This window comes from Aeromonas sp. A35_P, from assembly GCF_002259925.1.
GTDB classification, from domain to species: domain Bacteria; phylum Pseudomonadota; class Gammaproteobacteria; order Enterobacterales; family Aeromonadaceae; genus Aeromonas; species Aeromonas dhakensis.
Genome location: NZ_NEVB01000044.1, coordinates 1 through 24,282 on the forward strand (window position 1 = coordinate 1; position 24,282 = coordinate 24,282).

At 62.4% G+C, this 24,282-nt stretch carries 21 protein-coding genes and 2 pseudogenes; 8 read left to right on the top strand and 15 right to left on the bottom strand.

Annotated elements, in window-relative coordinates; genetic code table 11:
• Both CAK78_RS03805 and CAK78_RS03810 read right to left on the bottom strand, forming a co-directional pair.
• Window positions 1-685 (bottom strand): IS5 family transposase (locus CAK78_RS03805; RefSeq protein ID WP_141214115.1); only part of this gene is annotated, 685 nt, incomplete at its 3' end.
• A 287-nt stretch (window positions 686-972) separates the two neighbouring features.
• Window positions 973-1,524, bottom strand: a complete 552-nt coding sequence (locus tag CAK78_RS03810; RefSeq protein ID WP_094696421.1) for a metal-dependent hydrolase — start codon at window positions 1,522-1,524, stop codon at window positions 973-975.
• Between the two features lie 141 nt (window positions 1,525-1,665).
• On the opposite strand from CAK78_RS03810, the gene CAK78_RS03815 reads away from it, so the two are divergent.
• Window positions 1,666-1,908, top strand: a complete 243-nt coding sequence (locus tag CAK78_RS03815; RefSeq protein WP_005302916.1) for a DUF3297 family protein — start codon at window positions 1,666-1,668, stop codon at window positions 1,906-1,908.
• 197 nt (window positions 1,909-2,105) lie between these two features.
• Window positions 2,106-2,648: a beta/gamma crystallin-related protein gene (locus CAK78_RS03820; protein ID WP_094696422.1), complete on the top strand. Its 543-nt coding sequence runs from the start codon at window positions 2,106-2,108 to the stop codon at window positions 2,646-2,648.
• Between the two features lie 69 nt (window positions 2,649-2,717).
• Here the strand turns inward: CAK78_RS03820 and CAK78_RS03825 are convergent, their stop codons facing one another.
• Window positions 2,718-3,161, bottom strand: coding sequence for an inhibitor of vertebrate lysozyme family protein (locus CAK78_RS03825; protein ID WP_094696423.1), 444 nt, complete (start codon window positions 3,159-3,161; stop codon window positions 2,718-2,720).
• A 181-nt stretch (window positions 3,162-3,342) separates the two neighbouring features.
• Window positions 3,343-4,554 carry a NupC/NupG family nucleoside CNT transporter gene (locus CAK78_RS03830; RefSeq protein ID WP_094696424.1) on the bottom strand — a complete coding sequence of 404 codons (1,212 nt, stop codon included), beginning with the start codon at window positions 4,552-4,554 and terminating at the stop codon, window positions 3,343-3,345.
• A gap of 481 nt (window positions 4,555-5,035) precedes the next feature.
• Between CAK78_RS03830 and CAK78_RS03835 the strand changes: the two genes are divergently transcribed.
• Both CAK78_RS03835 and CAK78_RS03840 read left to right on the top strand, forming a co-directional pair.
• Entirely contained in the window at window positions 5,036-6,190 is a 1,155-nt protein-coding gene (locus tag CAK78_RS03835; protein ID WP_176452652.1) for a YdcF family protein, read from the top strand.
• Window positions 6,191-6,791: 601 nt separating this feature from the next.
• Window positions 6,792-8,471 carry an alpha/beta hydrolase gene (locus tag CAK78_RS03840; RefSeq protein WP_176452653.1) on the top strand — a complete coding sequence of 560 codons (1,680 nt, stop codon included), beginning with the start codon at window positions 6,792-6,794 and terminating at the stop codon, window positions 8,469-8,471.
• A 90-nt stretch (window positions 8,472-8,561) separates the two neighbouring features.
• On the opposite strand, the gene CAK78_RS03845 is transcribed toward CAK78_RS03840, so the two are convergent.
• From CAK78_RS03845 to cyoA, 6 genes are all read right to left on the bottom strand, one after another.
• Complete coding sequence (locus CAK78_RS03845) at window positions 8,562-9,923, bottom strand: MFS transporter (protein WP_024943349.1); 1,362 nt, start codon at window positions 9,921-9,923, stop codon at window positions 8,562-8,564.
• Between the two features lie 167 nt (window positions 9,924-10,090).
• On the bottom strand, window positions 10,091-10,987 hold the full coding sequence (gene cyoE / locus CAK78_RS03850) for a heme o synthase (protein WP_017765677.1): 897 nt from the start codon (window positions 10,985-10,987) through the stop codon (window positions 10,091-10,093).
• An 11-nt stretch (window positions 10,988-10,998) separates the two neighbouring features.
• Complete coding sequence (locus tag CAK78_RS03855) at window positions 10,999-11,328, bottom strand: cytochrome o ubiquinol oxidase subunit IV (protein ID WP_005302933.1); 330 nt, start codon at window positions 11,326-11,328, stop codon at window positions 10,999-11,001.
• The gene (locus CAK78_RS03860) at window positions 11,328-11,939 is read right to left on the bottom strand and encodes a cytochrome o ubiquinol oxidase subunit III (protein ID WP_094696425.1); all 612 of its coding nucleotides are present in this window, start codon (window positions 11,937-11,939) and stop codon (window positions 11,328-11,330) included. Before CAK78_RS03860 ends, CAK78_RS03855 begins: the two co-directional genes overlap by 1 nt.
• Before the next feature lie 4 nt (window positions 11,940-11,943).
• A complete protein-coding gene (cyoB, locus tag CAK78_RS03865; protein ID WP_094696426.1) occupies window positions 11,944-13,920 on the bottom strand; it encodes a cytochrome o ubiquinol oxidase subunit I in 1,977 nt (658 codons plus the stop codon).
• A complete protein-coding gene (cyoA, locus tag CAK78_RS03870) occupies window positions 13,920-14,990 on the bottom strand; it encodes a cytochrome o ubiquinol oxidase subunit II (RefSeq protein WP_094696427.1) in 1,071 nt (356 codons plus the stop codon). The genes cyoB and cyoA overlap by 1 nt, the downstream gene beginning before the upstream one ends.
• A 606-nt stretch (window positions 14,991-15,596) precedes the next feature.
• On the opposite strand from cyoA, the gene CAK78_RS03875 reads away from it, so the two are divergent.
• Complete coding sequence (locus tag CAK78_RS03875) at window positions 15,597-17,522, top strand: NAD(P)-binding protein (protein ID WP_094696428.1); 1,926 nt, start codon at window positions 15,597-15,599, stop codon at window positions 17,520-17,522.
• On the top strand, window positions 17,519-18,712 hold the full coding sequence (locus tag CAK78_RS03880; RefSeq protein ID WP_094696429.1) for a cytochrome c: 1,194 nt from the start codon (window positions 17,519-17,521) through the stop codon (window positions 18,710-18,712). The genes CAK78_RS03875 and CAK78_RS03880 overlap by 4 nt, the downstream gene beginning before the upstream one ends.
• Window positions 18,713-18,773: 61 nt before the next feature.
• Here CAK78_RS03880 and CAK78_RS03885 read toward each other — a convergent pair whose 3' ends face one another.
• Both CAK78_RS03885 and CAK78_RS03890 read right to left on the bottom strand, forming a co-directional pair.
• Complete coding sequence (locus tag CAK78_RS03885; protein ID WP_005302941.1) at window positions 18,774-19,109, bottom strand: DUF3634 family protein; 336 nt, start codon at window positions 19,107-19,109, stop codon at window positions 18,774-18,776.
• A gap of 121 nt (window positions 19,110-19,230) precedes the next feature.
• Window positions 19,231-20,199: pseudogene (locus tag CAK78_RS03890) on the bottom strand (nucleoside hydrolase).
• Between the two features lie 292 nt (window positions 20,200-20,491).
• Between CAK78_RS03890 and CAK78_RS03895 the strand changes: the two are divergent.
• A complete protein-coding gene (locus CAK78_RS03895) occupies window positions 20,492-21,049 on the top strand; it encodes a HutD family protein (RefSeq protein WP_094696430.1) in 558 nt (185 codons plus the stop codon).
• A gap of 24 nt (window positions 21,050-21,073) precedes the next feature.
• Here the strand turns inward: CAK78_RS03895 and CAK78_RS03900 are convergent, their stop codons facing one another.
• Together CAK78_RS03900 and azu are read right to left on the bottom strand one after the other, a co-directional pair.
• Complete coding sequence (locus CAK78_RS03900) at window positions 21,074-21,280, bottom strand: hypothetical protein (RefSeq protein ID WP_005302947.1); 207 nt, start codon at window positions 21,278-21,280, stop codon at window positions 21,074-21,076.
• 193 nt (window positions 21,281-21,473) lie between these two features.
• The gene (azu, locus tag CAK78_RS03905) at window positions 21,474-21,914 is read right to left on the bottom strand and encodes an azurin (RefSeq protein WP_005302949.1); all 441 of its coding nucleotides are present in this window, start codon (window positions 21,912-21,914) and stop codon (window positions 21,474-21,476) included.
• A 332-nt stretch (window positions 21,915-22,246) separates the two neighbouring features.
• On the opposite strand from azu, the gene CAK78_RS03910 reads away from it, so the two are divergent.
• A complete protein-coding gene (locus CAK78_RS03910) occupies window positions 22,247-23,287 on the top strand; it encodes an FAD:protein FMN transferase (RefSeq protein ID WP_094696431.1) in 1,041 nt (346 codons plus the stop codon).
• Between the two features lie 155 nt (window positions 23,288-23,442).
• Here CAK78_RS03910 and CAK78_RS03915 read toward each other — a convergent pair.
• Window positions 23,443-24,282, bottom strand: a pseudogene (locus CAK78_RS03915) (MFS transporter); the annotation flags it as partial.

A 24,282-nucleotide genomic window follows, 5' to 3' on the forward strand; every position in this document is an offset into this window, starting at 1 on the left:
GGTTTTCTGCCCCCTGATATCCCGCGTCAGCGAACACAAACTCTTCCTTGCCATGGAGCAGATTCCCCACCTGATTGAGGTCGTGCTCGTTGGCTGACGTGGTCTCCAGACTGTGGGTGAGGCCACTCTTGGCATCAACGCCGATATGAGCCTTCATGCCGAAATACCACTGATTGCCTTTCTTGGTCTGATGCATCTCGGGGTCACGCTCTCCCCGCTTGTTTTTGGTGGAGTTGGGGGCTTCGATGATAGTGGCATCGACCAGCGTGCCTTGCTTCATCATGATGCCAGCGTCACAGAGCCACTGGTTGATGGCCTCGAATAGTTGGCGTGCCAGTTGGTGCTGCTCCAGCAGATGCCGGAAATTCATGATGGTAGTGCGGTCAGGGATAGCCTGGTCCAGGGAGAGTTTGGCAAACAGACGCATTGAGGCAATTTCGTAGAGTGCGTCCTCCATGGCGCCGTCGCTGAGGTTGTACCACTGCTGCATACAGTGAATGCGGAGCATGGTATCGAGTGGGTAGGGACGACGCCCGTTACCAGCTTTGGGATAGACGGGTTCGATGACCCCCAGCATCCTTGGCCATGGGAGCACAGCCTCCATGCGAGCCAAGAATATCTCTTTACGGGTTTTACGGCGTTTGCCATTGAACTCGCAGTCCGCGAAGGTGAGCTGGTGACTCATGCTGAACCTCATCCCTGATGCCAAGTGGGGTTCATGATCTCACATCAAGGACTTGTTCGCACTTTCCTTAGCCAAGCGTCAAGCACTTTTCTCGTCTCTGTCGGACAGCTATAAAAATGGTTTTTAAAAATCACAGCTAACCAGGCTATTTTCCGTTTCATCTTTACTACAACAAAAATCAAGGAAAAATCAGGACGCCCATCTTTCTGAGCAACACGTTACATCGCCAGAACAGAAGAGATGGGTGTCCACTTTTGATTTTTGCTCAGCCACGATATATCCGACAACTATATCCCAACCTCACCAATCCCCCTCCTGCCCCACACCCGCCATCCCATCAATACCAGCATCAATACAGCCCCCGGCAGCCAGACCCAGTAGAGCTCGGAGAGGATCACCGCCTCACCTCGGGCGGTGAGATAGGCCTCCAGCTTGAAGGGGGCGACCCGGATCACCTGCCAGGGGGCGAAGAAACGCTCATCCCGCCACGGCCAGAGCCAGCCAACCCCCTTGCCGCCGGTGGTCAGCGAATCGAGCAGGCTGTGGGAGAGCAGCGAGACCAGCAACAATGACCAGACGGTGGCGGCGCTGGCCTTGAGCTGGCAGTGAAACAGCATGGCCAGGGTGGGCAAGGCAAAGGCGAACAGCAGCGAGTGGGTAAAGCCACGGTGGCCAAAGACATGGCCGTAGGCGACCCCCAGTTTGAAGGCCAGCACGTCGGCATCGGGCAACATGGCGATGGCAACCCCCGCCAGCAGCAGGTGTGGCGGGATAATCCGGCTGCCAAGCCCCAGCCCAAGACAGAGAGGAACGGCGGCGTGGGTGACGATGGTGGGCATAGGATGAAGCTCCAACTGAGAACGTGAGCCTACCTTATCCCCGCTCAGTGAAGTGAAGGTGAAGTTGCGTGCCACCAGCCTTGAGCCCATGACGGGCATTGCCTACAATGACCCACTTTTTATCACACTCAGGTAAATAAAATGAGCGACAACAAACCGGCCCTGCCCGACCGCCTGGCGGCCAACCCGCGCAGCCCGCACCATGTGGCGGAGTGCTTCCAGCACGAGATCGGCATTCGCGTGAACGGCAAGGAGCGCACCAATGTCGAGGAGTACTGCATCAGCGAAGGTTGGGTGAAGATCCCCTCCCCCAAGGCCAAGGATCGCTACGGCAACCCCATGCTGATCACCGTCAAGGGCACCGTCGAGGCCTTCTACGCCTAAGTCGCCCTGACCGCGCGTCCCGCCGGGCCCGCCGCCATGCTGTTCAGAACACCGGCCTTACGCCGGTGTTCTGCTTTGGGCCTTTCATCTTGACGCCTGTGGCGGGCAAGGGGTGTCGCAGCGGGCGCCGCCCCCACTTGCATCAGGCCTGCGTCTCGGCAATCCTTGCCGCCCCTTGAACTGGCAAGATCTCATCCATGAACAAGCTGTTTGTCCTGCTGACGCTGTTGACCCTGAGCACAGCGGCCCGCGCCGATATCCTTATCAATCCCCAGATCGTGGTGAACGGCCAGAGCCAGAATGGCGGGCGTATCCACATCTGTACCCTGACCCCCTTCAACAGCGTCTATGCCGATGCAGGGCGCAGCGAGTGGCTGGCGCGCCAGAAGGTGAGCCGCCGCTGCCAGCAGGACCAAGGCAACAACAGCCTGTTCTGCGAGGCGGCCAAGGCGAGCTGCCTGACAACCCGCTTGGACGAAGGGGACGACGCCGGCACCCTGCTGGTGTTCGACGGTGCCCACCAGAGCGGCGAGTCCCTGCGTATCGACCGGGATATTGCGGATCTCGGCCGCTACGGCTTTGCCAACCGCATCTCCTCCTTCACCGTGCCGGCTGGCTGGGTGGTGCGTTTCTTCGAGGAAACCGATTTTCGCGGTGGCTACTACACCCGCAAGGGCGGCGAGCAGGAGGCGACCGACTTCAACAATCGCATCCGTTCGGTGCGGATCCTGAGCCGCTAGCGCCTTGCCCCATCACCTCTTCGCCATAAAAAAACCTCTGCCCAAGCAGAGGTTTTTGCTTTTCGATGCTTACTGCCAGTTGGGGTCAGCCTCAACCTGCTTCATCAGGGCAGCCTGCATCCCCTTGTCCGGCTGGCCGAGCCAGGTGTAGCGGGCGAACTTGGACGGGGTTTCGCGAGCGGCGTCGCTATCCGGCAGGTCGATCAGCACGCCCCACACCCGCTTGGCCTTGGCATCCACCAGCAGCTGCATGTAGTGGCTAGCGCAGTCGTGAGGTTTGCAGACCGAACCGCTCTGATAGGGGGTGCCGGCCACGGTTTCGAGCGGGGAGCTGGTGCCGTTGCCACTGCGCACCCACTTGGGCAGGTTCTTGATGCCCTGGGTCGCCTTGGCCCAGGGGGCCTTGAAGTCCGCCGACAGCAGCAGATCCGAGGTATAGGTGGCGGCGGCAAACGCCGGCGCGGCGCCGACCAGCAGCAGGGAGAGCGCCAATGCGCGCGAGAGATGGGTCATGGTGTGATTCCTTGTTATATGAATGCCTGAACGGGCGCGGGCTGGCCGCGCACCATCACGCTAGCGCCTGCGCCCGCCCCTGTCGAGCCCACGCCGTGCCGAGGCGTCAGTGGCTGGCGCCAGATGGACGACACCCCGCCACGCCAGTGGCGAGACGGGGTGGGCATGGGGCAAGGAGCACTTAGCCGAGGGAGGCGAACAGCCCCGCCAGGGTGGCGCTCATCAGGTTGGCCAGGGTCGCCGCCAGCACCGCCTTGAAGCCGAGGCTCGCCACGTCGTGGCGGCGCTCCGGCGCCATGGTGCCGATGGAGCCAAGCTGCACCGCAATGGAGCCCAGGTTGGCAAAACCGCACAGCGCGAAGGTGATGATGATCTGGGTGTGGGCGCTGAGATCCTGCTTGATGTTGGCAAAGTCCAGGTAGGCAACGAACTCGTTCATAATCACCTTCTGGCCGATCAAGGATCCTGCCGCCATCATCTCGCTGGCCGGCACGCCGATGAGCCAGGCCACCGGGGCAAACAGGTAACCCAGCAGCTGTTGCAGGGAGAGATCGGCCCAGCCGAACCACTCACCCACCGTGGTGAGACCGGCGTTGATCATGGTGATGACGCTGACAAACGCCAGCAGTATGGTGCCGATGCCCACCGCGATCTTCATGCCGCTCATGGCGCCGCCCGCCAGGGCGTCGATGGCGTTGCTGTAGTCACTCTTGTCGAGGGTGATCTCGGCCTGCTCGCGCACCTGCTGCTGCTCCGGCACCAAGAGCTTCGCCATCAAGAGGCCACCCGGCGCCGCCATAAAGGAGGCGGCGATCAGGTATTTCAGATCCACACCCAGCCCGGCGTAGCCACCGAGTACAGAACCTGCCACCGAGGCCATGCCGCAGGTCATCACCGCAAACAGCTCGGAGCGGGTCATGCCGGCCAGGAAGGGGCGAATAAGCAGCGGCGATTCCCCCTGGGAGAGGAAGATGTTGCCGGTGGCCACCAGGGATTCGGCGCGGCTGGTGCCGAGCAGGCGGTGAATGCCGCCCCCCAGCACCCGGATCACCCACTGCATGATGCCGAAGTGATAGAGCAGCGCGATCAGCGCGCTGATGAAGATCACCAGCGGCAGCACCCGCACGGCGAAGATGAAGCCATTGCTGGCCAGATCACCAAACACGAAGCGGATGCCGCTGTCGGCAAAGCCGAGCAGGGCGGAGACGCCGTTGCTCATGGCGCCGAGCATGATTTGACCGGGGGGGAAGTAAAGCACCAGGGCGGCAAAGCCGGTTTGCAGGGCGAGGGCCCCGAGCACGGTCCGCCAGCGGATGGCACGGCGGTTTTCACTGGCCAGCCAGGCGATAAACATCAGGGCCAGCATACCGACCAGACTCAATAACAGCGTCATCTTGCACCTATGAAGAGAGAAGTTTCATACGGCAAGTCTGCAGACAGGCATCGCAGGGAGCGGGCGGGAGAGGTGCCGACCCCGCGACACGCAGACCACAAACCTACAGGTTAGTGGCGGGTCCCATCCTGGGGTCATTCACGTTCCGGGTGACGGCGAGTATCGGGTGACGCCAACCAGAACGCAGGGAGCCGCGCGCCGGGTGGCAGGTCGGGCGGCGATGGTACAGTGATCGTCGTCACAGAAAAAGCGGTAAAACGATTGGCCCCGCCAACTTTTTCACGGCCGTTCTCCTTTTCGCCGAAAACGCGGCAGGATTGCGCCACAACTGAGCCACTTCACAGGAAAACCACACATAACTCCCCCGAATAGGGCAAACACCGCCCCCTTCCCCGGATAACCGAAGCGGTTCACGTTTTTCTGCGCCACGACGCGGTACACTGGCCAATCACCAAGTTTATGTTTTTATTGAAAAAGCCCCATGGTCCTGGAATGGCCTGGAGCCATCAACCTTCGGTGGAGCGCCATCATGATGAAAAAAACCGCGATTGCCCTGACGCTGGCCGGCCTGTTGACACTGCCTGCCCTGCTCCCTTCCGCCGCCTGGGCTGCTCCGGTACGCTCCCTGCAAAAGGAGCAGAATTACGATCAGTACATCAGCAAGCGCCAGGTGGTGGATCAGCTGCTGGCAGATGCCTGGCAGATCTTCAAATCCCCCGCCCGCATCTCCACCGCCGGCTTCACCGCCAAGATGCCGAGCAACATGGAGCAGGTGACCGAGCTGCTGCTAGAGGCCTACCAGCTCGAACCCTATCGCACCGACCTGCTCATCTCGGCGGCCAACGCCCAGATCTACAACGGCAACGTGGACAAGGCCATCGGCCTGTTCGAGCAGGCCCTCAGCACGGCGCCCGATGACATCGACCTGCTGACCTACCTCGCCACCTGGCAGACCTTCAAGCACAACGAGACCGCCGCCAAGGGGTATCAGAGCAAGCTGGCGACCCTCAATCCCGGCCGGGCCGCCGATCTGCAGCGCATCTTCGACACGGTCGAGCGCGTCGTCGCCACCCCGCTCAAGGAGCAGGGTGAGCGCTCACCCAAGCCGGGCAACCGGGCCATCGTCACCCTGGGTTATGCTCTCAATCCCGACGGCTCCATGCACGACATCCTGCTGGGCCGGCTGGAAACCACCCGGGCGCTGGCCAAGGCCAACCCGGCGGCCCTCATCATCCTGACCGGCGGCGTGCCCCAAAATCGCCAGACCGAGGGCAAGCTGATGGCCGACTGGCTGGTGAAAAAGGGGATCGACCGCTCCCGCATCATCGAGGAGAACTACGCCACCAGCACGGTGGAGAACGCCCTCTACAGCGGCTATGCCCTCGCCCGCCACCAGATCGAGTACGCCACCCTGGTGAGCTCCGCCAGCCATGTGCGCCGGGGCCAGACATTGCTTGAGATCGCCTGCTGGCAGAGCGGGCCGGCCGGGATCCGGATAGACAGCGTCAGCTATCCCGACAAGCCGCTCTCCGAGCTTGCCAAGGTGAGCGACAGCGAGCTGCTCGGCATCTACCGCGATGCCCTGCGTACCTATGGGCTCTGGAGCTACCGCTCTGCCCCCCTGCTGGAGCGTTGAACCCTGCCCAACAAAAAAACCGCCGAATGGCGGTTTTTTACTGTCAGTGATACCTGAGCGCCTTTGGATATTTCATCGGCATGGCGCGCTTCCAGTGTTGACACGGAAATAGTGAAAAACAGCGGCATCGCCAAAGAGAGACGACATATCAGCGCCAGCCACCGGGCATCTGTTGCCGAAAGAGATATCCCTGGACAGAGTATTTTCAGGATGCGCCGACCCAGGCCGCCATTGAATCACATCCTCTGATTGCCCAGCCGATTGGGACTGACAGGAAACCTCAGCGAGGCATCCGGCACTGCGCCAGTACCTATGGTTATCCGGTTGTGGGGACTGGGGACAGGCCGCTTTGGCCAGCCCCCGCAGCACCTCGGTTCCTGCTCCAGCGCCGCCCGGTTGCACCGCCGTTATTGATCCCGCATAAAATAACGGTGCGCGTTACCGGTCATTATTTTCAAACAGATCAATGAGACCACCAAATATCACCAGAAATATGTAAATCGACACACCTTGCAATATTTCCATACAACTTCCGGCTGCCATCCGGTCGGCCCCTCCCCGTACTATTTCGGGGTTCAGGCTAGATAAATGGAAATAGACAATGAAATACACGCTGCTCATGACCCTGCTGGCACCGGCATTGCTGGCAGGCTGCAATCTGGAAAAGAGAGAAGAGCCCTTCCAGGCTCGCCATGTTCGCGCCGGCTATGACGCCGGCCAGGTCTGCCAACAGCTGCGCCAGGGCTGGCAGGAGGACGGCATCGCCATTCCCGCCAGTCAGGTCAGCTGTCACTACCTGACGGTGCCGCTCGATTACGACAAGGAGTGGGTCCAGATCAGGGAGACCAAGTGGGAGAAAAGCTCCACCTCGCGCACCGGCAGTGGCTTTTTCTCCGGCGACAGCCGCCATTTCTCCTCCTGGTCGGACAATCCCAGCCGCACCCAGATCAAGCAGCAGACCCGCACGGTCAAGGGCGACACCCTGGATATCTTCTATCTGCACTATCGCGCCAGCGGCGACTATCGCGGCACCCTGTTCTACAACCCGGGCGGCCCCACCTCCGCCACCCCGGATCTCGGCCTCCTGCTCGACCTGCTGCGCAGCGCCAACCCCGCCATCCTTGAGCACTACGACATCGTCACCCTGGATCCTCGCGGGGCCGGTTACAGTGCCCTTGGCCACGAGCTGCGCAGCTGCCTGCTGACCGACAAACAGGGCGTGCGGCCAGACATGACCCCGGCGCAGCTCGCCCAGCTCTTTGCCAGCCGTGACAAGGGCGCCCTGCCGGCGCTCCAGAGCGGGGCCGATCAGGGCAAGGCCTTCGGCGCCACCCTGCGCGAGCGCTGCGACGAGCCGTTGCGGCTGCATGCGCCGCATCTGGGCTCGCGGGCCGTGGTCGAGGACATGGAGCGCCTGCGCCAGCACCTGGGGCGCGATCGTATCACCCCCATCACCTTCTCCTACGGCACTCGTCTGGCCGCCCTCTATGCCGCCCGCTACCCGAGCCACGTGGCCAATCTGGTGGTCGACTCGCCGATGTCTCCCGCCGAGAGCCGCTACCCGGCCATCTTCCGCGGCGATGGCGAGAATGCCAACCGCATCCTGGCCTGGCGCTTCGGGGACCAGGCGCTGCAGCGCAGCATGGCGGTGACCCGGCAGGTACGCGACAACGGCCGCTATGTGGACAACCAGGGCAATGTGCTCGACCACGCCCGCTGGGAGGCGGTACTGATCGATGCCATCAGCGGCAGCGAGCGTGACGATCAGCTCGCCTTCTGGCAGCAGGACGATGCCGGCCCCCTGCTGAGCCGCCTCGCCGATCAGGCCGACGACAACCCCTATCAAGAGCTGCAGGAGATGCCCTTCTTCAGCGCCATCCACTGCACCGACAACAGCGAGCCCTATGGCTGGCAGGGGCTGGACCCGGAAGATGCCGCCTTCCAGGGGGCCGGCGCCCTGCTGCTGGCCAAGAGCTTCCACACCTGCGCCGACTGGCCTTATCCACGCCAGCCCATCGCCAGCTACGGTGCCGGCGAGATAAAGCTGCCGGATGATGCCAAGGCCCTGGTGCTCGGCGCCGAGTACGACCCCAATACCCCCTTCGCCGGTGCCCGCCAGATGCAGGCCGCCTTTGGCAGCGCCGCCCGCCTGATTCGGGTGGAGCAGAGCAACCAGCACGGCCAGCTGAGCAGCTCCCGCTGCGCCCGGGCGGCCCTCAGCACCCTGCTGCTGGGGGATGCCGCGAGCCTGCCTGCCGAGCAGCGCTGCCTGGCCGACTGAGCGCCCAGCCCAACTGAGCACAATCCAGCTGAATGGAGCCCAATAAAAAGCCCGCCAAATTGGCGGGCTTTTTCATGCAGGCAAGCGTCCTCAGGCGGCGACCAGCGACTCCAGATCGCGCCGGCTCAGGCGCTTGCTGTCCACCTTCACATAGACGGAACGCTCGGAAGCGGCCAGCAACACGTCGCTCACCCCCTCGCAGGCGCGGATCTTCTGCTCCAGCGCCGCGTCAGCCTCCACCCCTTCCGGCAGCACGATACGCAGGCTGCTCACGTAAGGGGGCTCGGCCATGGTGAGGCTGACCCCGAGCCAGACCAGGGCCAGCGCAGCGCAGCCGCCAAACACCAGGGCGCCGCCTCCCAGGCTGTAGAGCAGGCCGCCGAGGCTGCCGCCGATGGCCACCCCGATAAACTGGCTGGTGGAGTAGATCCCCATGGCGGTGCCCTTGTAGCCGGGGGGCGACTCCTTGCTGATGAGGGACGGCAGCAGCGCCTCCATCACGTTGAAACCGATGAAGAAGATCTGCAGGCCGGCGAGCAGGCCCCACAGCTGCAGGCCGCTTTGCCAGAGCACCAGCTCGGCGACGAGCATCACCAGCACGCAGATCTGGAACACCCGCTTCATCTTTCTGCGCTTCTCGGCATAGATGATAAACGGCACCACGCTGACGAAGGCGATCAGCATGGTGACCAGATAAGCCTGCCACTGGCTGTCACGGGGCAGGCCGGCACGCTCCAGCAGCGGCGGCAGCGCCACGAAGCTCGACATCAGCAGGGTGTGCACGCAGAGGATGCCGAAGTTGAGCTTGAGCAGGCGCGGGTTGGTCAGCACGGTGCGCATCCCCCCCTTCACCATGCCGGACTCGCGATTGAGCAGGTGACCGCTCGGGGTCGGCACCAGCCAGAGGGTGACGGCGATGCCCGCCAGCGCCAGCAGGGCGATTAACCAGAAGAGACCACTGAGCCCCAGCGCATGGGTAATGAGGGGACCGGTCACCATGGCGATGGCGAAAGTGATGCCAAAGCTCACCCCGATGAAGGCCATCGCCTTGGTGCGGTTCTGCTCGCGGGTGAGATCCGACAAGAGCGCCATCACGGCGGCCGAGATGGCGCCGCTGCCCTGCAGGGCGCGGCCGAGGATCACGCCCCAGATGGAGTGGGTCAGCGCCGCGATCACGCTGCCAAGGGCAAACATCAGCAGACCGCCGACGATGAGGGGCTTGCGGCCCACCTTGTCGGAGAGCAGGCCGAACGGGATCTGGAACAGCGCCTGGGTCATGCCGTAGATGCCGATGGCTAGGCCGATGAGCGCCTCGGAGGCACCCGCGAGAGACATGCCGTAGGTGGTCAGCACCGGCAGCACCATAAACATGCCGAGCATGCGCAACGAGAAGACGGAGCCGAGCGCCCAGGTGGCACGGCGCTCGCCCCTCGTCATGGTGAAATCATTCATGATGGCCTCGATAGGTCAGGGAAAAGGAAGACTCAAGGGGTGGCCGACACGCGCCATGCCACACCCGACACAAGGGAAAAGTGCCCGACGGGGCGGCCCCATAATAACAGAGCCGGGAAGGTTCCCGGCTCTGGATTTCATGCATTTTAGGGGGGCAAGTCACACTATCAGGGCAGCATGCTGACCAGTACCGCAGGCTCGGCCTCCGGCTGGAAGTCCACCGACATCATCACGCTCAGACAGGTAATGGTGACGATGGAGAACATGAACAGCTTGCGCGCCCAGAGGGAGTCGTCCACCGCCGCCTTGTAGCCAGACAGCGCCATCCCCAGCCACCAGACGCTGACCGCAGTGGCCACCACCAGATACTTGTAACCGGCGTAGCCGCCGAGGAACAGCATCAGGGTCGGCACCATAAAGGCCAGGATGTAGAGGGTGATGTGGTGTTTGGCCACGGAGATCCCCTTCACCACCGGCAGTACCGGGATGTTGGCCGCCTGGTAATCCTTGAAGCGGAAGATGGCGATCGCATAGGAGTGCGGCATCTGCCACAGGCTGAAGATCGCCAGCAGGATCAGTGCGCCCGAGTCGAACTGACCGCTCACCGCGCAGTAGCCGATGACCGGCGGCGCGGCGCCGGAGAGGCTGCCGACCAGGGTGCCGTAGACCGAGTGACGCTTCATGTAGAGGCTGTAGACCCCCACATAGACAATGAAGCCCAGCACCGCCAGCAAGGCGGCCAACGGATTGGCCGCAAAGTAGAGCAGTGCAATGCCCGCAATGCCGAGAGCGGTGGCGTACCAGAGCGATACGCCGGGGGCGATCAGACCCTTCACCAGAGCACGGTTCTTGGTGCGCTCCATGATGCAGTCGATGTCCCGGTCGATGTAGTTGTTGAACACGCAACCGGAGGCGACCACCAGTGATACACCAGCCATGGTCAGGATGAACAGGGGCACATCCAGGCTCCCCTTGGAGGCCAGCAGGAACCCTCCGATAACCGAGATGAGGTTACCGAAGATGATGCCCGGCTTGGTCACTTGCAGGTATTGCTTCATCATCATTGCCAACCTGCTCAGTGAACCATCATGTTGATGTTGAGGTTGTACATGATCCACAGGGAACCCACGACCACGATGGCGATGATGAGCACGGTAAAGATCAGTGCCACCAGGTTCCAGCGCTCCTCGGACGAGGTGTTCATGTGCAGGAAGTAGACCAGGTGCACGAAGATCTGCACCACCGCCATGCCGACCACGGTGGCCAGCACGGTAGTGTGGGAGGCAGAACCGTCCATCACCATCCAGAACGGCACTGCGGTCAGGATCAGGGACAGCACGAAGCCGATCAGGTAGCTCTTGGCGCTGCCGTGGCTGGCGCCGTGATTGTCAACGGAATGACTCATTACATGACCCCCATCAGATAGACCACGGTGAAGACGCAGATCCACACCACGTCCAGGAAGTGCCAGAACAGGCTCAGGCACATCAGGCGGGTACGATTACGCTCGGTCAGCCCCTTCTTGGCTACCAGCACCATCATCACGATGATCCAGACAAGGCCACTGGTCACGTGGATACCGTGGGTACCCACCAGAGTGAAGAAGGCGGAGAGGAAGCCACTGCGATCCGGACCGTAGCCCTCGGCAATCAGGTGATGGAATTCATAGATCTCCATCGCGATGAAGCCGGCACCGAACAGGAAGGTGATGAACAGCCAGGTGTTGACCGCCGCCACCTTGTTCTTGTTCATGGCCAGCATGCCAAAACCGAAGGTGATGGAGCTCAGCAGCAGCAGCATGGTTTCGGCAAACACGAACGGCAGTTCGAAGATGTCCTTGCCGCTCGGGCCGCCGGCCGTGCCGTTGACCAGGACCGCATAGGTCGCGAACAGGGTCGCGAACAGGATGCAGTCACTCATCAGGTAGATCCAGAAGCCGAATACCTTGTTGGCACCGGCATCATGGTGCCCATCCTCATGGGCACCGTGAGTGTGATGTAGAACGTCAGTCGCCATGGAATTAAGCCACCTTGTTGATATTTTCAAAATGCTGACGCTCGATCCGCTCGATCTCGTCAACCTGCACGTAGTAGTCCACGTCGTCGTTGAAACTGTGGATGATCCAGGTGGCGATCATGCCGACGAAGCCGGCGATGGCCATCCACCAGATGTGCCAGATCAGGGCAAAGCCGAGCACCACGCTGAAGGCGGCGATGATGACGCCGGCACCGGAGTTTTTCGGCATGTGGATCGGGTCATAGTGCTTGGGCTGCTGATAGGCGGAACCGTCCTGCTTGGCTTCCCAGAACGCATCCAGTCCCTTGATCTTCGGCTCGATGGCGAAGTTGTAGAAGGGAGGCGGCGAGGAAGTGGACCACTCCAGGGTACGACCGCCCCAGGGATCGCCGGTCAGGTCGCGGTTCTTCTCGCGGTCGCGGATGCTGACCACGATCTGGATCACCTGGCACAGCACGCCCAGCGCAATCAGCGCGGCGCCGCAGGCAGCCACCACCAGCCAGCCGTGGAACTCGGGATCGATGTTCTGGCTGACGCGGCGGGTCATGCCCATGAAGCCCAGCACGTAGAGCGGCATGAAGGCCACGAAGAAGCCGACGATCCAGCACCAGAAGGCGCGCTTGCCCCAGGTGTCATCCAGCTTGAAGCCGAACGCTTTCGGGAACCAGTAGGTGATACCGGCGAAGCAGCCGAACACCACGCCGCCGATGATGACGTTGTGGAAGTGGGCGATCAGGAACAGGCTGTTGTGCAGCACGAAGTTGGCGGCCGGCACGGAGAGCAGTACACCGGTCATGCCACCCACGGTGAAGGTGATGATGAAACCGACGGTCCACAGCATGGGCGAGGTGAACTCGATGCGACCGCGGTACATGGTGAACAGCCAGTTGAAGATCTTCACCCCGGTCGGGATGGAGATGATCATGGTGGTGATGCCGAAGAAGGCATTCACGTTGGCGCCCGACCCCATGGTGAAGAAGTGATGCAGCCAGACGATGAAGGAGAGCACGGTAATGGCGATGGTCGCCCACACCAGCGAGGTGTAACCGAACAGCTTCTTCTTGCAGAAGGTCGCCACCACTTCGGAGAAGATCCCGAACACCGGCAGTACCAGGATGTACACCTCGGGGTGACCCCAGGCCCAGATCAGGTTGATGTACATCATCATGTTGCCACCCATGTCATTGGTAAAGAAATGGGTACCCAGGTAACGGTCTGCGGTGAGCAGGGCGATGGTGACGGTCAGGATCGGGAAGGAGGCGATGATCAGCACGTTGGCGCACAGGGCGGTCCAGGTGAACACCGGCAGGCGCATCATGGTCATGCCAGGGGCGCGCATCTTGATGATGGTGGCGAAGAAGTTCACGCCGGTCAGCAGGGTTCCCAGACCCGAGATCTGCAGACTCCAGATCCAGTAATCGACCCCGACCCCGGGACTGAACTCCAGCCCTGACAAGGGCGGATAGGCCAGCCAGCCGGTCTGGGCGAATTCACCGACCCCGAGGGAGACGTTGATCAGCACCACGGCGGCGGCGGTGAACCAGAAGCTGATGTTGTTGAGGAAGGGGAAGGCGACGTCACGGGCACCGATCTGCAGCGGCACCACTATGTTCATCAGGCCAATCACCAGCGGCATGGCCACGAAGAAGATCATGATGACGCCGTGGGCGGTGAAGATCTGATCGTAGTGATGGGCATTGAGGTAGCCTTCGCCACCACCGGAGGCGATGACCTGCTGGCCACGCATCATCACCGCATCGGCGAAGCCGCGCAGCAGCATGACCATGCCCAGGATGAGATACATGATACCGAGGCGTTTGTGATCCACCGAGGTGAACCACTCTTTCCACAGATATTGCCACTTGCCGAAGTAGGTGATGAGACCGGCGATACCCAGTCCACCCAGAATGATACCGGCTACCGTGACCATGATGATGGGTTCATGGTACGGAATAGCGTCGAGTGTTAATTTTCCAAACATCAGTTAGTACCCGCTTTCACAGTCTTGTCGGCCGGCATGTGGCCGGCGTGGTCCATCTGCTCGCCCTGGGCCTCATGGTGCATGGCATCGCCGTGCTCCATGCCCTCGTGGTTCATGGAGGCGTCATGCTCCATGCCTTCATGGCTCATGGAGGCATCATGCTGCATGGCGGCCTGCTTTTCGCCGTGTTGCATGGCGGCGTGTTCGCCGTGCTTCATGTCGCCCATGAACTTGTTGATGATGTTGACGAACAGCTTGGGATCGGCGCTGGCGAAGTACTCCACCGGGTGGTTTTCGCTCTTCTTGGCCAGGGCATTGAACTCATCCATGGTGTTGAGCGCCTTGGAAGAGGCTTTCACCTTGGCGACCCAGGCGTCGAAACCGGCCTGATCCTGCGTGGCGATGGCGTTGAACTTCATGCCGGAGAAACCGGCGCCGCTGTAGCCACCCGAGATGCCCTTGTACTGGCCTGCCTCGTTGGCAATCAGGTGCAGCTTGGTCTGCATGCCCGCCATGGCGTAGATCTGGCCGCCCAGCTGGGGAATGAAGAAAGAGTTCATCACGGTGTCGGAGGTCACCCGGAAATTGACCGGGGTGTTGACCGGGAATGCCAGCTCGTTGACCGAGGCGATACCCAGCTCCGGATAGACAAACAACCATTTCCAGTCAAGGGAGATGACATCGACCTGGATCGGTTTCACCTCGGATTCCAGCGGTTTGTAGGGATCCAGTGAGTGGGAGGTCTTCCAGGTGATCACCGCCAGGATGGCGATAATGATGACGGGTACGGTCCAGACGACCGCTTCAATCTTGTTGGAGTGGGCCCAGTCAGGCGCATAGGTGGCATTGGTGTTGGACGCTCGGTATTTGTAAGCGAACGCCACTGCCATCACAATCACGGGCACCACCACGATCAGCATCAAGCCGAGTGCGGTCAATATCAGTGACTTCTGCTCCAGACCAACTTGCCCCTTGGGGCTCATCAGCGCCATGTCGCAGCCGCTCAGCAAGCCGGCAGTCGCGAGCAACAGCAAAGCGCCCAAGCCCCTCTTTACATCAAAAGGTCTCATGCAATGTCCTCATCTTCGCAAGGCTAAAGTTGTAAGAAAAACGCAGCATTCTATTTCACCCGGGGGGGATGTGAACAACATGAAAAATTAATCCCTCACTTGTGTGCTGTTTGCGATTTCTGTGTGTCGCATGTTAATGGCTTGACGCCGCTGAATTTATCAATATCTAACGGCGCTCAATTAATCACTGGCTGGCTCTATTTCGCCCAAACCGTGTCGACAAAATAGCCAGATCGTCGTTTAACCCTTTATTTCACAAGGAAAAAGGGTGTCATTTGGCCGCTTGCAGGTGAAAATTCAGGCGAAAACAAGGACGCATTTAACGACGATGACCGAATCAGCGTGAGACTCGAAATTAACCATAATTAATCAAATTAAATTTCAATTAATTCCATGGGCTTGATGTGGCTTTACCAGCAAAGATGCAGATTTCACACACCTAATGCAGCCTCTCATCACATTACCCCTCATTTTGTTTAATAAGTTATTATCAAAGCCATGGACTCCATCGGGATATAGCGGTAGGTTGCGCCCCTTCGTTACTTGCCAGTCACGAATTCAACCCTATCCCACTTCTCATTCGACTCTTCATTTACAGGGATTGCCATGAGCATCACACGCAGAGACTTTCTCAACGGCGTCGCCATCACCATTGCGGCCGGTGTCGCCCCCATCCAGCTGCTGCAAGCTGCCGAAGGCGGCAAGGCGCTGGCCGAGAAGACGCTGGTCTATCCGCCCGCCCTCACCGGCCTGCGCGGCAACCACCCGGGCTCCTTCGAGCCGGCTCACAGCATCGCCCGCGACGGCAAGCAGTATGACTTCGCCCACCTCCCGCTGGAGGGCGAGTACGATCTGGTGATCGTCGGCGCCGGCATCAGCGGCCTCTCCGCCGCCTGCTTCTATCAGCAACTGCTCGGGGCGGACAAAAAGATCCTGCTGCTCGACAACCACGATGACTTCGGCGGCCACGCCAAGCGCAACGAGTTCACCACCCCGGACGGCCTGCGGCTGGGTTACGGCGGCAGCGAATCCCTGCAATCACCGCGCTCCGTCTACAGCCCGGTGGCACTGGGGCTGCTCAAGGCGCTCGAGGTCAACATCGACGAGCTGGCCAAAGGCTTCCAGCAGACCTTCTACCCGGATCTGGGCCTGAGCCGCGGCGTCTTCTTTGACGAGAAACACTTCGGGGTCAACAAGATAGTGAGCGGCGACCCGGGCCACAGCGTGGCCGACGACATCCCGCGCGATCGCTTGAACGGCCGGCCGCTGGCCGAGTTCATCGGCGACTTCCCGTTCGACGACACCGACAAGGCCGCCCTGCTGGCGCTGCACGAAGAGAAGACCGACTACCTGCACGGCATGACCCGCGAGCAGAAGGACGCCTGGATGGAGAACAACAGCTACACCACCTTCCTGCGCGACAAGGTGGGGCTGAGCGAGCGGGCCATCACCTTCTTTCAGCAGCGCACCGACGACTTCCAGGCGGTCGGCATCGATGCCACCTCCTGCGCCGACGCGCGCCTGTGCGCCCTGCCTGGCTTTGCCGGCATGGATCTCACCCCGCTCGATGCGGAATCCCAGGCCGAGCTGGATGACCCCTACATCTTCCACTTCCCGGATGGCAACGCCGGCCTGACCCGGTTGATGGTGCGCAAGCTCATCCCGCAGGTGGCCCCGGGCCACACCATGCAGGACGTGGTGCTGGCCAGGTTCGACTACAGCCAGCTCGACCGCCCCGAGCACAAGGTGCAGCTGCGCCTTGGCAGCACGGCGCTGCAGGCCAGAAACGTGCCGCTCAAGGATGGCAAACAGGGGGTGGACGTCACCTACATCAAGGAGGGCAAGCTGCATCGAGTGCAGGCCAGACAGTGCATCATGGCCGGCTACAACATGATGATCCCCTACCTGGTGCCCGAGATGCCGGAGCCCCAGAAGGAGGCGCTGCGCCAGAACGTCAAGGCGCCGCTGGTCTACACCAAGGTGGTGATCAGAAACTGGCAGCCGTTCGTCAAACTTGGCGTGCACGAGGTCTATGCCCCGGCCGCCCCCTACAGCCGGGTCAAGCTCGACTACCCGGTCGATCTCGGCGGCTACGAGCATCCCAAGAACCCGGATCAGCCCATGTGCCTGCACATGGTCTATGTGCCGACCCTGCCGGGCAGCGGCCTCTCGGCCCGCGAGCAGTCCCGCAAGGGGCGCGCCATGCTCCTCGGCATGCCGTTCGAGCAGCACGAGCAGATGATCCGCGAGCAGCTGCAAGCCATGCTGGGCGAGGCCGGCTTCAACCATGAGCAGGATATCCTCGCCATCACGGTCAACCGCTGGTCTCACGGCTACTCCTACATCGCCAACTCCCTGTTTGACGACGAAGCCCAGTCAGAGCGCTTCATTGAGCTGGGTCGCCAGCCGGTGGGCAACATCACCATCGCCAACTCGGACGCGGGCTGGAGCCCCTATGCCCACGCCGCCATCGACGAGGGGTGGCGCGCCGTCAACGAGCTGGTCGCCCTGACCAAGGGAGGTGCCAAATGATCCGTTCCCTGACTGCCAGCGCCGTGCTGCTGGCCCTGCCCACCTTCACCCTGCAAGCCGCTCCCGCCATATCGGCGGGTGAATACGTGGCCAAGCTGGGGGATTGCGCCGCCTGCCACACCAGCGAGGAGAGCAAGCCGCTCGCCGGTGGCAAGGGGTTTCCCACCCCTGTCGGCACCGTCTACGCCACCAACATCACCCCGGACAAGACCCACGGCATCGGCAACTACAGCCTGCCCGAGTTCATCAAGGTGATGCGCGAAGGGATCACCCGCAGCGGCAACCCCCTCTACCCGGCCATGCCCTATACCGCCTACGCCAAGATGAGCGATGAGGATCTCACCGCCCTCTACCACTACCTGATGCAGGAGGTGACCCCCCTGCCGGTAGCGAACAAGGCGAGCGACATCCCTTGGCCGCTCAACATGCGCTGGCCCCTCCGGGGCTGGAACTGGCTCTATCACGATGATGGCCGCTTCGCCCCGGTCGCTGGCAAGAGTGAAGAGTGGAACCGCGGCGCCTATCTGGTGCAGGGAGCGGGCCATTGCGGCAGCTGTCACACCCCGCGCGGGATCGGCATGCAGGAGAAGGCCCTGACCGAGGCGGATCCCCTCTACCTGAGTGGCGCCACCCTGGATGGCTGGTATGCCCCCGACATTCGCGGCAGCCGCTACGACAAGCAGGCGCTGATCGATCTGCTGAAAACCGGCCGCAGCCAGCATCAGGCGGTAAACGGCCCCATGGCGGAAGTGATCACTCACAGCAGCCAGTACTTCAGCGACGCGGATCTGGCCAGCATCGCCACCTACCTGACCGGGCTGGATGACGACGCGGCCGCCGCCAGGGGCAACCGGGCCTACGCCAGTGCCGGCGGCAAGGCAAACTACGCCATGTACTGCTCCACCTGCCACGGCAACGACGGACGCGGCAGCGACCGCGTCATCCCCTCTCTGGTGGGCAACCAGACCGTGCTGGCCGAGGATCCGGCCAGCCTGCTCAGCGTGCTGTTGCACGGTGCCGAGACGCCCATCACCCAGGGCCACATCGGTTACCGCATGCCGGGCTATGGCTGGACCCTCAACGATGAACAGATTGCCGAGCTGGTCAATACCCTGCGCGCCTCCTGGGGCAATGAAGGGGTGGCCATCAAGCCGGCCACCGTCAAGGCCCAGCGCGCGCTGCACGAATAATCCAGCGCCGCCATAAAAAACGGGCCTCCACTGGAGGCCCGTTTGCTGTGTGAGTGACGACTCACCCCTTGCGCGGTTTGGAGCCGGAGAGCGGCACCGCCCCCAGCCGGTAATCACCATAGGGGAAGATGTTGCGAAAACGCTGGGCCACCGGCTCCGGAATGGAGCGGGAGAAGACCAGCTTGACCCCATCGCCATCGCGCTGACCTAGGATGCGCCCGCGCACCGTCTCGTGACGCAGGATCTGTTTGGCATGCTCGATAAACGCCGGCGACACCTTGCCCCGCTTGACCTGCACCTTGCCTGGCGCAAGCCGGATCTCGAACAGGGCGCCACGCCCCAGCTTCATCAACCACCAGATGAGGGCGATCGCCACCAGCAACGACAACCAGGCCATCCTGTTTCTCCTTCTTCACACGGTTGCTGCCAGTATAAGCCGCAACTGGCCCCCGATTGTTTGGCACGGATCACAGCCGTGCCTCAAGTCCGACCGCAAGCCACTCTGCTCGCCGAGCCCTCTAGCGGATGCGACCCCAGGCCACCAGCGTCTCCCGATAGAGCGCCAGCAGCGCCTGATCCCGCACCGCCACCCCGACCTGCTGGGCAGGATGGTCGGCCCACTCATCGTGGGGGTGGGACTTGCCGTCAAATTTCTGCAGGGTGTGACCGATGGCAGGGCCGTCGCTGATGACCCGCACCGGCCCCTCACGCAGGGTGAACAGGGTCGGATCGATCACGTAGGCGATGGCGGACGGGTCGTGCACGTGGCAACCGTCGAGCCCGATCCGCTCGGAGTAGAAGCGCAGGTAGAAGCGGCTGACATCCTACAGGAAACGGCCCGGCTCGCCCGCTTCGTCGCGCAGTGCGTCCAGATAGGCGCTGCTGAAGAAACTCTGCTGGGTCACGTCCAGCCCGATGATCACCACAGGCCAGCGGGCGGTGAACACCCGGTCGGCGGCATCCGGATCGTCGTGGATGTTGGCCTCGGCATAGGGGGTCACATTGCCGCGATGGCCGTTGACGCCGAAGGCGCCGCCCATCACCACCACCTGCTTCACCAGGCCGGCAATCTCGGGGGCCGCCTGCAGCGCCAGCGCCAGGTTGGTGAGCGGCCCTATGGTGACCAGGGTGATCTCGCCGGGGGCGGCCTTCACCGTATCGACTATGTATTGCCAGGCCGGCCGGGGATCCGGGGTGAGCGTCACCTCCCCCGCCGTCACGTCGCCAAACCCGCTCGGGCCGTGTACCACAGTGGTCGGGCCCACCGGCTCGCGTCGCAGCGGGGCGGCCGCCCCCTGCGCCACATCCGCCTTCATGCCGTATTGCTGCTTGAGCCAGAGGGCGTTGTGAGTGCCGTTCTCGATGGTGGCATTGCCAAAAACCGTGGTGATGGCGAGCAGCTCGATGGCGGGATGGGCTTCGGCAAACAGAATTGCCATGGCGTCATCGATACCGGGATCGGTATCCAGAATGATCTTGTGAGTCATGGGGCCTCCTTGGGCAACGGAGCTGCCAGTGTAGCGAGCCGCCGCCGCTTTAACAGCGACGGGATCACAGCCTGCCGTTTTGCCCTCCCGCCGCCCCGCACAAGTGGTTGCGTTTCATACAGTCGCGACGGGCAAGCAGCCAACGCAAGGGCGATGGCTGGCCTGACTGATGAAACTGATGAAATAGTGGGCGGGCAGTGCGGGACAGGCAGACGCGGCCTTGTGGGTCGGCGGGTGGGATGGTATCACTGGGCCACACAATTCACTCCGCTAACCACCTGCCGAGGCGCCATTGATCACCCTGATAAAAGAGTCCGACCAGCTGAAAATGCCCTGGAAGAACAAGCAGGGCACCACAGCCCAGATCCTCATCTCCCCTGCCAGCGCCAGCCTCGACAAGCTCGATTTTGCCTATCGGCTGAGCTCGGCGCCCATCAAGGAGGCCGGCCCCTTCTCGAAATTCCCCGGCTATCAGCGCATCCTGCTGCCCATCAGCGGGGCCGGCTTCGTGCTAAACGGCCACCCCTACGCCACCTTCGAAGCGGCCCACTTCAGCGGGGCTGACGACACCCACTGCGAGCTGCTGAAAAAAGAGGTGACGGATCTGGGGCTCATCTATGATCCGGCCCGCCTCAGCGCCAACGTGCGGGTACTCAACCTCCCCTTCCCGCTCAGCCTCACCCTGGAGGCGGACAAGACCTATCTCTGCTACCTGCTGAGCGGCCAGCTCACGGCGGCGGGACAGCCCATGGCGGTCAACGAGACCCTGCTGATCAGCGGCGAGCATAGCATCCAGTTCGACTGCCAGAAGAAGAGCGCCATCGCCTTCTTTACCCTGCAGCCCAAATAGGTGGCAGGCGCAGGCCGAGCCCGGTCAGCGTTTCGGCGCCCGGCCGCCGCTGTCGAGGCAGGCCTGCATGGAGTCATAGGGGGTGTAGTGCTTGGTACGGCTGTAGTAGGTACCGCCCTTGGGATGGCAGATGCCGTTGCGGCTCTTCTTCACCGGCGGCTCCGCCGCCAGCGCGATGGCGCATACCAGCAGCAGGCAACAACCGACCACCCAGTTGATGGCGTTTCTCACGACAAACGACTCCTCTCACGCGGACCCAGCAGGCCCGAAAGGGGCCTATCTTACCCGCTATGCTCCCCACTCACCCCGCGCCGGATCATAAAACGGCACACAACTCCCGGTGCAGAGCCAGGGTTCCCTACGGCATGGCAAGCGGCCACAAAAAAGCCGGGCAGTGCCCGGCTTCTGAGTCGGCACAACGTGCTTAGCCGACCTTGAAGGTGCCCTTCATCATGGCGAAGTGGCCGGGGAAGGAGCAGAAGAAGGTGAGGTCTTTGCCGGCCAGGCCGTCGGTCTTGAAGGTGACGCTGGTGCTCTCGCCACCGCCCACCAGCTTGGTGTGGGCCAGTACGCGGGGATCATCCTTGGGCAGGTAGTTGTTCTCGGCGCCGGCGCTCATGCCCGCGGTGGCAACGGCCTGATAGTCGGCGGTGTTGGCCAGCGCCCAGTTGTGGCCCATGGCGGTCACCGGCATCTTGCCGGTGTGGTTCAGGGTCACGGTCACCTCTTTGCAGGTGGCCGGTACGCTCATCTCCTTGAGGTTGTACTGCATGGCATCATTGCCTTCGATGACCAACGCGCACTCATCGGCCAGAGCCGGGGCAGCCAGGGTGCTCAGAAACAGCAGGGTAATCGCCTTTTTCATCATCCTCTCCTTTGATTGGCAATAGATGGCAACACAATTGCCTGCAGGCTCGCACCATGGCTGGCAAACATGCTGTCAAAATCGACCTTATTCTACTCAACTGTCGTCATTCGGCTATGTCTTTAGCGCAAAGCTGCGGGTCAGGTCACCAGATTGTTCCCATTATTTGACTGGACAAACCGGCCGCGCCGCCCATTAACCACTCTGCGTTTAATTATCTGCAGCGCTTTTCTCCAACCGACGCTCGCCCGCCGCCGCGCCCTTGGCTAAGCTGGCGACCCCGGCTCGCAGTCCGTGCCCGAGCCATCCGTTTTTAGCCAGAGAGATCCCGCATGTCGCTCCTTGCTCGCCCGGCCCCCCGCGGCCTGTTGTTGACCCTTCTGCTGATGCTGACCGCCTGTCAGCCAGCCCCGACCCAGACCCGCATCCAGGGCAAGACCATGGGCACCTATTATGCGGTGACCCTGAGCGATCCCTTCCCGGGCGGGGAGCCTGCACTGCAGCAGGAGGTCGACGCCCTGCTGGCGCGCATGAACCACGAGATCTCCACCTACGACCCGAACTCCCTCATCTCCCGCTTCAATCAGGGCAGCGGCCAGCCGCCCATGGCCATTCCCGCCACCATGGCCAAAATCGTGCAGCAGGGCATCGATGCCGGCCATCTCACCAAAGGCAAGCTCGATGTCACCGTAGGCCCCCTGGTCAACCTGTGGGGATTCGGGCCGGACAAACGTCCGGTCAAGCGCCCCAGCGCCGAGCAGATCGCCAGCGCCCGCCAGAAAGTGGGCATCGACCGGCTGACCTTGACCCCAGAGGGGGATCACTTCCTGCTCGGCAAGGGCATTCCCGATCTCTACCTCGACCTCTCCACCCTGGGCGAGGGAGCGGCCTCTGACGAGATTGCCGGCCTGCTGGAACAAAAGGGGGTGCACAACTACCTCATCGAGGTGGCCGGCGCCGTGCGCAGCAAGGGCAACAACGCCAAGGGCAAACCCTGGCGGGTGGCCATCGTCGAGCCGTCCGATCAGCCCGGCGCCTTCTCGGACGTGGTGATCCCCAACGGCATGGCCCTCAGCACCGCCGGCAGCTATCGCAACTACTACGAGCTCGACGGCCAGCGCTACTCCCACATCATCGACCCCGCCACTGGCCAGCCCATCACCCACAAGCTGGTCTCCGCCAGCGTCATCACCCCGACCGCGCTCGAGGCCGACGCCATCGACACCGCCCTCATGGTGATGGGTCCGGAGCAGGCGATGGCCTTTGCCAAGGAGCATGGGCTTGCGGTCTACCTCATCGTCAAGACCGAGCAGGGCTTCGCCGCCAGCCATACCCCCCAGTTCGCCCCCTATCTGGTTCCCAAGCAGCCATAAAGCGGCAACCATGACCCAGCAATCATAACAACGAGGCCCCGCAGTGCGGGGCCTCGTTGTTTGCAAGCCGGCGTGATTCGATGGAAATGCAGTGAAGCATTGCCGCATCCCCTCGGCGACAGCAAACCAGTGAGCGCCGCCAACGCGCTTGCGTGTTACTCCTCGCAGCCGGCAGGCCCGGCCGACGGACGCGCTACCCGGCTGCCCGCCCCGTAGAGGGCAAATACCAGCACGCAGATACCGGTCATCACGGCGAACAGGGCCGGGCCGCCCCACACCTGCAACAGCCAGCCTCCCACCATAGGTGAGAGCGCCCAGCCAAGCCCGGCCAGTGCACTCGCGCCGAAGTAGCTCCCCTTGAGGTGGGCCGGCGCCATCTCGTCTATCAGCACGTTGAAGAGCGGGAACAGCACCGCCTCCCCCACGCTCAGCAAGAACATCGCCACCAGCCAGGGCCACAGCAGGGCCGGGCTCGACAGGGCGAACATCACCTGGGCCGATGCCATCAGCAGGATGGAAAACTGCAACCGCAGGCTCACCCGCCAGCGCCGGGTCAGGTGCAGCAGCGGAAACTGCAAGGTGATGATGGTGAGCGCATTGGTGGCCACCAACAGGGCCACCAGCGTCTCCACCTCGGGGGCGCCGGCGCGGGTCAGGTACTGGATCAGCGGCGACTCCACCTGGGCGTAGACCAGCATCATCAGCAGGTTGGCGAGGATGAACAGCATGAAGGCGCGATCCCGCCCCACCACCCTGAGCATGGCCCCCAGGGAGAGACCGGCATCCGGCCGGCTTGCGCAGTCGCGGCGAAAGCCGAGCAGGAAGGCGATGCCGAGCAGACCATAGCTGGCGGCCGTCACCACGAAGGTCTCCTGGCGCGCCCCCAGCCCCACCATGACGCCGATGAGGTGCCCCCCCCCCCCCCCCCCCCCCCCCCGCCACTACCGCCGCGCCAGGCCCCCCGCCCCCCCCTCCCCCTCCCGCCCCCGCTCCCC

What these genes read in the sequence shown, in the direction of transcription:
- CAK78_RS03885 (WP_005302941.1), bottom strand. Translation starts at nt 19,109, where the DNA reads ATGGCCTGGTTGTCGTTGCTGGTGGCGATCGCCCTCATCTGGTGGTTG.
- CAK78_RS03830 (WP_094696424.1), bottom strand. Translation starts at nt 4,554, where the DNA reads ATGACGCTGTTATTGAGTCTGGTCGGTATGCTGGCCCTGATGTTTATC.
- CAK78_RS03815 (WP_005302916.1), top strand. Translation starts at nt 1,666, where the DNA reads ATGAGCGACAACAAACCGGCCCTGCCCGACCGCCTGGCGGCCAACCCG.
- azu (WP_005302949.1), bottom strand. Translation starts at nt 21,914, where the DNA reads ATGAAAAAGGCGATTACCCTGCTGTTTCTGAGCACCCTGGCTGCCCCG.
- CAK78_RS03820 (WP_094696422.1), top strand. Translation starts at nt 2,106, where the DNA reads ATGAACAAGCTGTTTGTCCTGCTGACGCTGTTGACCCTGAGCACAGCG.
- CAK78_RS03825 (WP_094696423.1), bottom strand. Translation starts at nt 3,161, where the DNA reads ATGACCCATCTCTCGCGCGCATTGGCGCTCTCCCTGCTGCTGGTCGGC.
- CAK78_RS03860 (WP_094696425.1), bottom strand. Translation starts at nt 11,939, where the DNA reads ATGGCGACTGACGTTCTACATCACACTCACGGTGCCCATGAGGATGGG.
- CAK78_RS03910 (WP_094696431.1), top strand. Translation starts at nt 22,247, where the DNA reads ATGTCGCTCCTTGCTCGCCCGGCCCCCCGCGGCCTGTTGTTGACCCTT.
- CAK78_RS03875 (WP_094696428.1), top strand. Translation starts at nt 15,597, where the DNA reads ATGAGCATCACACGCAGAGACTTTCTCAACGGCGTCGCCATCACCATT.
- cyoE (WP_017765677.1), bottom strand. Translation starts at nt 10,987, where the DNA reads ATGATGATGAAGCAATACCTGCAAGTGACCAAGCCGGGCATCATCTTC.
- CAK78_RS03840 (WP_176452653.1), top strand. Translation starts at nt 6,792, where the DNA reads ATGAAATACACGCTGCTCATGACCCTGCTGGCACCGGCATTGCTGGCA.
- CAK78_RS03855 (WP_005302933.1), bottom strand. Translation starts at nt 11,328, where the DNA reads ATGAGTCATTCCGTTGACAATCACGGCGCCAGCCACGGCAGCGCCAAG.
- CAK78_RS03880 (WP_094696429.1), top strand. Translation starts at nt 17,519, where the DNA reads ATGATCCGTTCCCTGACTGCCAGCGCCGTGCTGCTGGCCCTGCCCACC.
- CAK78_RS03845 (WP_024943349.1), bottom strand. Translation starts at nt 9,923, where the DNA reads ATGAATGATTTCACCATGACGAGGGGCGAGCGCCGTGCCACCTGGGCG.
- cyoA (WP_094696427.1), bottom strand. Translation starts at nt 14,990, where the DNA reads ATGAGACCTTTTGATGTAAAGAGGGGCTTGGGCGCTTTGCTGTTGCTC.
- CAK78_RS03810 (WP_094696421.1), bottom strand. Translation starts at nt 1,524, where the DNA reads ATGCCCACCATCGTCACCCACGCCGCCGTTCCTCTCTGTCTTGGGCTG.
- cyoB (WP_094696426.1), bottom strand. Translation starts at nt 13,920, where the DNA reads ATGTTTGGAAAATTAACACTCGACGCTATTCCGTACCATGAACCCATC.
- CAK78_RS03835 (WP_176452652.1), top strand. Translation starts at nt 5,036, where the DNA reads ATGGTCCTGGAATGGCCTGGAGCCATCAACCTTCGGTGGAGCGCCATC.